Here is a 9,449-nt window from a genome sequence, read left to right as displayed (position 1 = left end):
TTGAATATTTATCCGGAGATATGCCATCGTTAAATGAGCTTCAACGTAACTATATCAAATTCATTCTTGAGAGAGTGGGAGGAAACAAAGCTAAGGCTGCCGATACGTTAGGGATAACTCGACGAACCTTATATCGATGGATTGATAAAAGCGATAGTTCTACCAACCCATAACCTGCACTAGTTTCTAATGGTTTTTTCTAAAAACTTTTGTCCCATTTTTCAGAAGAACTTTCAAAGTATCTTCTGAAGATAGTTAATCTTTAGTTTTTGTAATATATCTAAGAAAAAGCCTTCCGTTAGGAAGGCTTCAGACTCTATCGTATCAGTAGTAGAGGGACCGTTGTGTCGGTAATAATCCTAGTCGTATTACTTCCGACGAAGAATTGGCGAAGTTTAGAATGCCCGTAAGCACCCATCACAATCATGCCAATCTTTTGCTGCTGCTGATAGGTCAAGATAGCAGAATGCACTTCACCTTGTAATTGGGCTTCAAAAACGTTGATGCCCTTGTCCTTAAGTTTCTGCGCTGCATTTGAAAAAGCATCACATTTACTCTCAGAATCTTCAACCATCACAAGATGACAGGTCATGCCTTTTAGAAGCGGCGTGTTGATCGCCTTATCAACCAGTTTCTCGCTGATCGTACTGCCGTCGAAGGCAAGTATGTAACTATCTGGCTGAGAAAAATGACCTGAGGCAATCAGGATATGAGCCTTAATCGAACGCACAACACTTTCTAACTGGGAGCCAATGGTTTTAGTGTCATTCTGATGAAGCTCACCAGACTTACCCATAACTAAAACACGAATGTCTTGCTCCATATCGGTTAAGGTTTCAACAAGATTGCCATGCTTTTGTCGCTTTTGAATATCGTTGTGACCCTGATCATTCAAGTGGCTTTCTAGCTCGCTTAATAGCGCTTTGCCGTGCTTTAGTGCAATTTTTGCTCGTTGCTCATCAAGTTCAACAAGCTCTGCCAGTAACTGCTCTCTCGCACCTAAGCCAATATTGCCACTTAATTCACTGTCCGCTTCTTGTGACGATTTGTCCAATACATGAAGTAACGTCAGGGGTGCAGATAGTTTTTTTGATGTCCATGCGCCAATGTCGGCAACTGATTGAGAATAGCTTGATCCATCGATACACGCGATTATGTTTGTCATATTTGGCTCCTTAGTGTCCGCCCATCAGTTTTTCAACTTCTTCTGGTTTATCGTGGATACCAAACTTATCAACGATGGTGCTGGTTGCTTCATTCATGCCAATCAAATTGACATCGGTGCCTTCACGTCTGAATTTAATTACAACACGATCGAGAGAAGAAACCGAGGTAATATCCCAGAAATGTGCATTTGAGAGATCAATCGTGACACGCTCAAGCGCTTCTTTAAAGTCAAACGCTCTTAAAAATTGATCCGACGAAGCAAAAAAGACTTGTCCCACAACACGATACGTACGCTCTTCACCACTTTCAGACAAATCGCTTTTCACCACCATAAAACGACCAATCTTGTTGGAAAAAAACAGCGAAGCCAGTAAAACACCGACAAAGACACCAATAGCGAGGTTGTGAGTCGCGACCACTACCACTACTGTCGCAATCATAACAATATTGGTCGATATAGGATGAGACTTAAGATCTTTAATCGAACTCCAAGAGAAAGTACCAATAGAGACCATGATCATCACGGCAACTAATGCAGCCATTGGAATAAGTTTCAGCCAATCACTGAGGAAAACCACCATAATCAATAAGAAAATACCCGCACAAAGCGTAGAAAGACGACCACGACCGCCCGATTTGATATTGATAATGGACTGACCAATCATGGCACAGCCTGCCATACCACCAATAAAGCCTGTTGCGATATTGGCAATACCTTGTCCTTTACACTCACGGTTCTTATCGCTGTTAGTATCCGTTAAATCATCCACAATCGTCGCTGTCATCATAGATTCAAGCAAGCCCACAATCGCAAGACCTAATGAGTAAGGCAAAATAATCCAAAGTGTTTCAAGGTTAAGCGGGACATCAGGCCATAAGAAAACAGGCAAAGTGTCAGGTAGTTGTCCCATATCACCAACAGTACGAATGTCAATATTAAATACAATCGCGACTGCCGTTAGCGAGATAATACACACAAGTGGTGATGGTAAAAGTTTGCCGACATAAGGGAGATAAGGGAACAAGTAGATAATCGCAAGACCCGCAGCCGTCATCGCATAAACATGCCAGGTCACGTTGGTCAACTCTGGCAGTTGCGCCATAAAAATCAGAATCGCTAACGCATTCACAAAGCCAGTGACTACTGACCGAGAGACAAAGCGCATTAAATCACCTAGCTTGAGATAACCTGCTGCGATTTGGATGATGCCTGTCAACACGGTTGCAGCTAATAGGTATTGTAAGCCATGCTCTTTAACGAGCGTGACCATCAATAAAGCCATCGCTCCTGTTGCCGCTGATATCATTCCTGGACGTCCACCGACAATCGAGATGATAAAAGCAATACTAAATGAGGCGTAAAGACCCACTTTAGGGTCAACACCAGCGATAATGGAGAACGCAATCGCTTCAGGGATCAAAGCCAGTGCTACAACTATGCCAGCCAGCACATCACCACGCACATTGGATAACCAATCACGTTTCATCGTTTCAATCATGAATTTACTCGTAAAATTAATAAATTAGTTAATGTATAGAAAGGAATTGAGGAAGGCAGGTGGTCTAAGGCGGCGTAATTGACATCGAGTCGCTCCATAAAAAATAAAAACGTGATCGTAACCACAGATTAAGAAATAGTCAAATTTGTAATTACAAAAGTGGATTCGCATTACGCGGGCCGTACCATACATTCACTCGTTGAGCGGTGAACAGCGCTTCATACGACTTCACGTCGCACATCCAACTATGAGTTACGATACAAATAGCTCAACAGTTCCACCTGAGTGTATCGCTCATATCTTGAATAAGGTTTAAGCCAAGATCTCATTCGTGACGCATTTGAATAACTAGCTCTTCCACTTGCTCCAAGTTAGTAATTTGTTCTGAAAGCTCTTCTAGTAGAATAAGTACAGGAATGGGAGTTTAGTAAGTCAGGGTTGAACTCTAATAGCTCTTATCACTATTCAGCTTGGCCCAGAAGGTCACCATTGATTCGATCCAGCATTTCCTTTAGCGTCTTACAAACTTGCAACACTCAACACCTTCTAACTTCACCCGAGTTGGGCGAAAGAAATACTCTGTATGAACATCGAGTGCTTGTGCCAGCTTCAACAGGTTTGAAGATGAAGATATTGTCGTAGTTTTTAATGACGTTGCTTATGCACTCATTGATAGCCTTGCGCGCTCTGTTCTAGGCATACTGCAAACATGGCTTCCTCATTAGCAACGTCTTGGTTTATAAAAATTGATAACCTGTAGATAATACAAACCTTATCTGTGTCATTTTCTATCTCATTTACAGTTCAGAGCTCTCCACTTTGCTCATCATCCAATCTTCAACATCACTTTCCAGCCAAGCCTTACGCTTACCTGATACGGTGAAGTTTTTTGGAAACTCCCCATTTTTCATTAGCTCATAAATAGTGCTTTTACATAGTGTTGTTTTGGTTACAACTTGCTCTAAGTTAAGAAAATTCAACATTTTAATACCTTGTTATGTAGTTCAACTCATAACAAAGGCCGCTGCGTTATTTTTTACTTTTCCTACTCGCCTACTCTGAGGCTACAGCTAACAGTTCCTGAACAAAGCAGCACACAAAGATGAATCACTTGCTGGCAGTACCAGCAAGTGATTCATTTTCATTACAACTGACGGTTCGCCGCTGCGAGAGCGTATCTATAAGCTGCATCTTTTCCTGCTGAACAGGCTGCGACTTTTCTCACCTCAACACGCTTCTCCGCGCTTCTTTCATCCACCAGTCGCCAAAGGTCTTCATTAGCTACCGGTTCTTTATTTGCCTTACGCCAATCTCGTCGCTTCCAGCCATCTAACCACTCATTAAAGCCTTTGACGCAATAATCGCTGCTTGAATAGATAATATCGCCATCTCTCGCATGCTTTAACCCAAAAGCAAGAGCTGACAGCTCTAGGTAAGTTTGGTCTGCGACATAGTCAAAATACTCCCAATCTTCATGTTCAATGCACGCATCATCATCGATCACGATTAAGCCAACACCGCCAACAAGACGACCTCTTTGCTTTCTCACCATGGCCGCTTCTACATAAATTTCTGTATTCATTGTCATACTCTCCAGAGACTAATAAGCCGATACGTTCTCTGATTCGGCTTGGTTGTTAATAACTTGCTTTACAGCGATTCCTACATAACAACGGCAAGTAAGTTATTTTTTACCTGTCTCTAGGCACGCTTGCTTTCCACCCTCCAATTCCTAACAAGCCTGATTTAAAACCCTTTCAGATATATTTCATCAGTACGCATAACCAAACAGATAGCCCAAGGAGCCCTTATGCGTACCCCAAATACTGACCATGACTACCCCTTTGAGACTTCAGAACTCAATGAACTGCTAGAGCGTGCAGCCGAAGCACTGGCTGTGAAATACAAACGTGAAGGCACGTTCACTAACCCAACCAATGTCAAAGAGTACTTAAAACTCAAATTAGGAGCTCATGACCGAGAAGTGTTTGCCGTGATGTTTCTTGATAACCAACATCAATTGATCTGTTTCGAAGAGTTGTTCTTTGGCACGATTGACGCCGCTTCGATTTATCCCCGTGAAGTATTGAAGACAGCACTAAACCACAACGCTGCCGCCGTGATTTTTGCCCACAACCACCCTTCCGGCATTGCTGAGCCTAGCCAAGCCGACAAACGCATTACACATCGACTTATCGACGCTCTAAAGCTAGTGGATATCCGTGTCTTAGACCACATCGTTGTTGGTGAAGATTGTGTTTCATTTGCTGAGAAGGGATTGATATGAGTGAGTTTATTGTTTCCGGACTTAGTGATGAGCTCGTTGCTCCAATGCATTGCTTTCTGGATGCCCTGCTATTGGACAGCACCATTCCTAATACAGTTGAGCGATTGGCGCTAAACATTCGCTCCCAAGGGACTGACCAACGATTTCAGCCCATTGAAATTCAACTAGAACGCACATCCAGTGATTCGCCCTGGCAGCTTCGCTTTATCGCCACCTTTGATGTTGTCGTCACAGGCACGCCCCAAAAAGAGTTATCGCTGTATTTCAACTTCTCAGGGTGTTGGTTCTATCACCCTGAGATTAAACAGTGCAGCTTACAACGGCCAGAAGTACAAACCTTACTCGCCAGTTGGCTTAAAGCAGTCACTCGCTCGCTCATCGCACACTCTGCAATCTCAATCGACATTACCCCCATTCGCTAATCTCCATTTCCGTCAAAGAGGTCACTATGAATCAAGCTGCTAACCTGGCTATGTTCGCATGCAAGCGAGCCACGCCTTCACACCAACTCAAAGACTTAATCAAACGCTCTATTCATGATGTTAATTACCGAGGACGGCTAACTATCCGTTTTAAGGACACCAGTTACCATCCGAAAGATGGAGGGTTTCATCCTGTATCTATCACTATCGATATTAAAGACAGCCATATTGCCATTAGGGAGATAACGGACCGCGTTTATGTGGGTGATGAAACACCGGAACTGGTTCCCGACCTGACTTTTGATTTTGCTAACAACGTCGCTTTCGCTCGCTTTAGCGGCTGGCTGGGCATGCACCTACAAGAAACAACCGAGCTATATGAAATGTGGGAGTGTAACTTTCTAGCTTATGTAGCAATGGACGCTTACAACCAAATTCAGATTAAGTGTGGCTAGCAACCAAAGCCAATCCACTTACTACCCCAAAACACTCCCCTTCCGTTACCAAGCATTCAACAAAACCACCAGCATAGAGCTGCGCCGATGCCTGCTTCCCATATTGTTCAAACGGGAAGCTTCAATCCCTTATTGCATAAGGGTTTCTTGTCATTACCCGTTCTGTGCTTCTCAAAACACCCATCTACAGACAAAAAAGGAAGCAGATTATGGCTGAGGTCCAAGCAATCAAAGATGATGACACCATACGCCTGATTGGTCATTTACTGAGTATTCGTTGTAATCCACAAATGGCCGATGTGTGGCATATCGGATTAAACCTAGCACTGCGGATTTCTGATTTGTTATCGATTCGCTTTGAAGACATTCATGGTGACCGACTTATTATTCGTGAAAGTAAAACTGGCAAGCTGGCAAACATTCAGCTCAATACCAAAGCGCAGCAGCATATTGCTAGATTAAGGGAGCAGCATCCCGACCACATCTACTTGTTTCAATCCTACCGATGCCAACAGTTGAAAAACAAACCACCCCAGCCAATCACGCGACGCGCCGTGTCTATGGCATTTCAACAAGTAGGCCAAGAGCTAAATATTGCGTTAGGTACTCACTCGATGAGAAAGACGCGAGGCTACTTTCTTTACCAATCTACAAAAGATATAGGCCGTGTCATGAAAATGCTTCGTCACACATCTGAAGGCGTCACCCTTCGCTATATCGGTATCACTCAAGATGAAGTCGATAAAGACTTTGTTTCTCTTGAGCTTTAAGCCTGGTCGTTTAGTGAGGGGGCGGGACCGCCAAACCCTTACAGCATATAACATTACAGGCTATTTCAGTCATCATATTCCATCAATCATTCGCTATAAAAATGGTGATTAATAGAAGAACTCTTCGACCCCAACGTCTAATACATCTGCAAGATTCTTTAACATCTCATCCGTCACACGGACCATCCCAGATTCAACCTTCGCTAATTTGCTTCTTGTCATATCAATCCCCTTGAGACTGCACAATCGTTCAACATCTTGCTGAGAGAGCTGCTTAGACACTCTGATATTGCGGATTTGATGTCCAGTAATGTTTTTCTCAATCTTGTTCACAAGCTCACCTGCACCTTTATGGGTGCAGATAGCTTATGTTTAATGTACCATCCAAACTGCACCCATATCGGTGCAACAAAATCAAAAAAGGAGAATAAATGATGATATTAGTGCTTTTATGGGTATTTCTCGCTTTTGTGCTGGCGATATATGCGAAGAGTAATGGTCGCAGCTTTGGTTGGTGGCTTTTACTCGGACTCGTAATTGACCCTATATTGGCATGGATTATTTATAAAGTGGTTGCAGATTAAAAGAACCGTCAAGCTCGCCATCGCAGCAACTTCCACCTCCCCTGCACATTAACTGGATAATATCCCCCCTGTACTAACTCTGGGATAAAGAAAACTAAAGCAGTGGTCAGCCAACAGGGGTTACCACTCACAACTTGAATTAAGGATAAAACAATGTCAGTACCAATACACACCGTTACGTCAATCAGTGTTCTGAGCTCTACACTTTTACTCTTCGGCTGCGGTAACAATGTAGTGGACTCTCTACAGCAGCAGACTTTCAGCTATATAAACGGAAAAAATCAACTGGCTCAATATGAGCCATCACTGACTATCAACCAAGCCTTTAATAATCGTAAAGTTTGTAATGATGTCGAATGGCAAACATTTGAAGATAATCGTGAAAGAACAGTTATTGAATACCGTTGTAATATGGATATACCTTCACAGAAGTTCTCCAACCTGTTGAAGGCTGAACTGAACAAGAGTGCAGACAAAGTTGCGCAAAGAATTTCAAGTGAATACAAAACACTCAAAAAACTGGCTGATAACCAGATTAACTATCAAGAACAATATGATGAAGCAACGGGATATTTTGACAAACAACGCTTCAAAAACCTTTTAGAAAGAAGCAAGCGAGCTCAGCAAGAGTTACAGGAAAAGTATCCAGACGGAATTGATGGAGCGCTCACTCAAGTAGAAGATCGTCGTTCGCAATTTATCACTCCTGTAAGCGTCGATGAAGTTTACCAATGGAGTGTTGATAGTCGTGAGCAAAATCACTTCCTATACAATGGCTTCTCTGCTCAATTTTCTAATAATAAAACATTGAGTTGCGAATTTGACCTACTAAAGTCTTTAAACCTCCTATACAAAGACCAGCAAGCAGAAACGTACTATCTCTTAAAACAAACACTACAACACTGGAGCCAACGCCTTAACTTTGGCGGGGATGATCTTATCTACCTCAACGATCTTAAATGTCAACTCCAGTAAAGTTCTCACTTTCATACCATAAGCCCTGAGATTAGAACTCAGGGCTTTTTTATTACAGGTACATAATGAATCCACTAAAAGTACTAGGATCACTAGGGCTAACTCAATTAGGGAAAAGTCTTGCTGATAATCTCTTTCATACAACCCAGGCTCCAGTCAGAGGCAGCATTGTGTATTGCGATCTCGCATTTGGTTATGCTGAACATTCAGGTGTCTACGTGGGAAATGGACGTATCATCCATCGTAATGGCAAAGGTCTTATTGAAGCCGTATCAATTCGTCAGTTCCTAGCTGATACTACAGCCCTTTCCATTTACGTGAGCTGCAATGCTCAAGGGAGAGCAATTGGCAGTGAGTTTACCGCTCAAATTGCAGAAGCCATGCTTGGCATACAAACAGACTATTCCCTGCTAAATGAAAACTGCCATCAGTTCTGTAGCTACTGCCTAAGTGGTGACATCTTCTCAAACACCTTCACATTGACTCAGCTTAAAGGTGACGCTCGTACGCACCTTCAAGCCAGTCAGTGGCGCGTGTGGGATTTAAAGCATCGTCACAAAGGATAAGGGGATTCTCTCCCCTCTTTTTAATCCCTTAGTCGAGGTTACCTAGTGCTACAGCCAAAGCAACGATGTCCCTCGCCATAGCGCTTAGTTCTCTTCTTGGCTAGATAGCTAATACGATAAAACAGATCCGAATATTGTTCGACAAAGTATTCACTATTTTTTTCGATATAGTAACTATGGTTGTTCGGAAAATGGACCAAACCTAAAGCCTGCTCCTCACTACATCCTAAAGCGCTTCTCCATGCACCAATAATAAGATTTGCCAAAGAATCTCTTTGCTTGTAGCGACCAATTGTGAAAAAGCGGTCTTTATTGAAAAGCAGAACAAGATGATAATGCTCATGCATTGAAGTGTCCTGCTCTCTAGCCCATGCGTATCTCACTTTGCACGGAGCTGCCCTCTTGCCCATTCTTTTCCTTCGTATTCCTTGGGCTTTAATCTTTTCACTTAATGAATCTTTGAACCGCGACATTAGCTTTGTACGACGAATGTTATAGCTCACAGCTTCATCGCGAGTAAGATCGTCAAGAAAGCCATGAGACGGTAGTCGCAAGTCGACACGTATCGCATAGGTTCTAGGGTACTCTTCGATAGAGTAGTTCATTGTTTCTATTAACTGCTCTAAATAGCCTTCTTCATTCTCTTTAAGAGTGCCTAGAATAAGTAATCCGTTGTATGTTGATTCTTTCATGAGTAAGTACCTGTTGGATGTGTTCACAGGTA

The 9,449-nt window shown here is 42.7% G+C and carries 14 protein-coding genes; 8 read left to right on the top strand and 6 right to left on the bottom strand.

Translation table 11 applies throughout. The features are described from left to right. Positions 1–20 precede the first annotated feature (20 nt). Complete coding sequence (locus tag CAG69_RS22760) at positions 21–173, top strand: helix-turn-helix domain-containing protein (RefSeq protein ID WP_161443926.1); 153 nt, start codon at positions 21–23, stop codon at positions 171–173. A gap of 143 nt (positions 174–316) precedes the next feature. Here the strand turns inward: CAG69_RS22760 and CAG69_RS09580 are convergent, their stop codons facing one another. From CAG69_RS09580 to CAG69_RS09565, 4 genes are all read right to left on the bottom strand, one after another. Further along, positions 317–1,165, bottom strand: a complete 849-nt coding sequence (locus CAG69_RS09580; RefSeq protein ID WP_161443924.1) for a universal stress protein — start codon at positions 1,163–1,165, stop codon at positions 317–319. A gap of 10 nt (positions 1,166–1,175) precedes the next feature. Then, positions 1,176–2,666, bottom strand: coding sequence for a SulP family inorganic anion transporter (locus CAG69_RS09575; RefSeq protein ID WP_161443923.1), 1,491 nt, complete (start codon positions 2,664–2,666; stop codon positions 1,176–1,178). A gap of 797 nt (positions 2,667–3,463) precedes the next feature. Then, positions 3,464–3,649, bottom strand: a complete 186-nt coding sequence (locus tag CAG69_RS09570) for a helix-turn-helix transcriptional regulator (protein WP_161443921.1) — start codon at positions 3,647–3,649, stop codon at positions 3,464–3,466. 161 nt (positions 3,650–3,810) lie between these two features. Next, entirely contained in the window at positions 3,811–4,248 is a 438-nt protein-coding gene (locus CAG69_RS09565; RefSeq protein ID WP_054395298.1) for an RNase H family protein, read from the bottom strand. A gap of 228 nt (positions 4,249–4,476) precedes the next feature. Here CAG69_RS09565 and radC point away from each other — a divergent pair, with 228 nt between their 5' ends. From radC to CAG69_RS09545, 4 genes are all read left to right on the top strand, one after another. Beyond that, positions 4,477–4,953 carry a RadC family protein gene (radC, locus tag CAG69_RS09560; protein ID WP_161443919.1) on the top strand — a complete coding sequence of 159 codons (477 nt, stop codon included), beginning with the start codon at positions 4,477–4,479 and terminating at the stop codon, positions 4,951–4,953. Then, the gene (locus tag CAG69_RS09555; protein ID WP_161443918.1) at positions 4,950–5,375 is read left to right on the top strand and encodes a DUF2787 family protein; all 426 of its coding nucleotides are present in this window, start codon (positions 4,950–4,952) and stop codon (positions 5,373–5,375) included. The genes radC and CAG69_RS09555 overlap by 4 nt, the downstream gene beginning before the upstream one ends. Before the next feature lie 26 nt (positions 5,376–5,401). Then, a complete protein-coding gene (locus CAG69_RS09550; RefSeq protein ID WP_161443917.1) occupies positions 5,402–5,830 on the top strand; it encodes a DUF2787 family protein in 429 nt (142 codons plus the stop codon). Between the two features lie 209 nt (positions 5,831–6,039). After that, complete coding sequence (locus CAG69_RS09545) at positions 6,040–6,600, top strand: tyrosine-type recombinase/integrase (protein WP_123015102.1); 561 nt, start codon at positions 6,040–6,042, stop codon at positions 6,598–6,600. A gap of 108 nt (positions 6,601–6,708) precedes the next feature. Here CAG69_RS09545 and CAG69_RS22535 read toward each other — a convergent pair whose 3' ends face one another. After that, a complete protein-coding gene (locus CAG69_RS22535; protein ID WP_161443916.1) occupies positions 6,709–6,933 on the bottom strand; it encodes a helix-turn-helix domain-containing protein in 225 nt (74 codons plus the stop codon). A gap of 98 nt (positions 6,934–7,031) precedes the next feature. Here CAG69_RS22535 and CAG69_RS22305 point away from each other — a divergent pair, with 98 nt between their 5' ends. From CAG69_RS22305 to CAG69_RS09530, 3 genes are all read left to right on the top strand, one after another. Then, entirely contained in the window at positions 7,032–7,184 is a 153-nt protein-coding gene (locus CAG69_RS22305; RefSeq protein WP_171343345.1) for a hypothetical protein, read from the top strand. 234 nt (positions 7,185–7,418) lie between these two features. Next, on the top strand, positions 7,419–8,159 hold the full coding sequence (locus CAG69_RS09535) for a hypothetical protein (RefSeq protein ID WP_337247415.1): 741 nt from the start codon (positions 7,419–7,421) through the stop codon (positions 8,157–8,159). Positions 8,160–8,224: 65 nt separating this feature from the next. Next, entirely contained in the window at positions 8,225–8,725 is a 501-nt protein-coding gene (locus CAG69_RS09530; RefSeq protein ID WP_161443914.1) for a lecithin retinol acyltransferase family protein, read from the top strand. 38 nt (positions 8,726–8,763) lie between these two features. Here the strand turns inward: CAG69_RS09530 and CAG69_RS09525 are convergent, their stop codons facing one another. Further along, a complete protein-coding gene (locus tag CAG69_RS09525; RefSeq protein WP_161443913.1) occupies positions 8,764–9,417 on the bottom strand; it encodes an inovirus Gp2 family protein in 654 nt (217 codons plus the stop codon). Positions 9,418–9,449 lie beyond the last annotated feature (32 nt).

It is taken from the genome of Vibrio sp. V43_P6S15P86, assembly GCF_009904725.1.
Lineage (GTDB): Bacteria > Pseudomonadota > Gammaproteobacteria > Enterobacterales > Vibrionaceae > Vibrio > Vibrio diabolicus.
Note: the sequence above shows the minus strand (reverse complement) of the source record. Positions and strands in the feature narration are given on the sequence as shown.

What these genes read in the sequence shown, in the direction of transcription:
- CAG69_RS09550 (WP_161443917.1), top strand. Translation starts at nt 5,402, where the DNA reads ATGAATCAAGCTGCTAACCTGGCTATGTTCGCATGCAAGCGAGCCACG.
- CAG69_RS09580 (WP_161443924.1), bottom strand. Translation starts at nt 1,165, where the DNA reads ATGACAAACATAATCGCGTGTATCGATGGATCAAGCTATTCTCAATCA.
- CAG69_RS09525 (WP_161443913.1), bottom strand. Translation starts at nt 9,417, where the DNA reads ATGAAAGAATCAACATACAACGGATTACTTATTCTAGGCACTCTTAAA.
- CAG69_RS22760 (WP_161443926.1), top strand. Translation starts at nt 21, where the DNA reads ATGCCATCGTTAAATGAGCTTCAACGTAACTATATCAAATTCATTCTT.
- CAG69_RS09575 (WP_161443923.1), bottom strand. Translation starts at nt 2,666, where the DNA reads ATGATTGAAACGATGAAACGTGATTGGTTATCCAATGTGCGTGGTGAT.
- CAG69_RS22305 (WP_171343345.1), top strand. Translation starts at nt 7,032, where the DNA reads ATGATGATATTAGTGCTTTTATGGGTATTTCTCGCTTTTGTGCTGGCG.
- CAG69_RS09530 (WP_161443914.1), top strand. Translation starts at nt 8,225, where the DNA reads ATGAATCCACTAAAAGTACTAGGATCACTAGGGCTAACTCAATTAGGG.
- CAG69_RS09545 (WP_123015102.1), top strand. Translation starts at nt 6,040, where the DNA reads ATGGCTGAGGTCCAAGCAATCAAAGATGATGACACCATACGCCTGATT.
- radC (WP_161443919.1), top strand. Translation starts at nt 4,477, where the DNA reads ATGCGTACCCCAAATACTGACCATGACTACCCCTTTGAGACTTCAGAA.
- CAG69_RS09570 (WP_161443921.1), bottom strand. Translation starts at nt 3,649, where the DNA reads ATGTTGAATTTTCTTAACTTAGAGCAAGTTGTAACCAAAACAACACTA.
- CAG69_RS09565 (WP_054395298.1), bottom strand. Translation starts at nt 4,248, where the DNA reads ATGAATACAGAAATTTATGTAGAAGCGGCCATGGTGAGAAAGCAAAGA.
- CAG69_RS09555 (WP_161443918.1), top strand. Translation starts at nt 4,950, where the DNA reads ATGAGTGAGTTTATTGTTTCCGGACTTAGTGATGAGCTCGTTGCTCCA.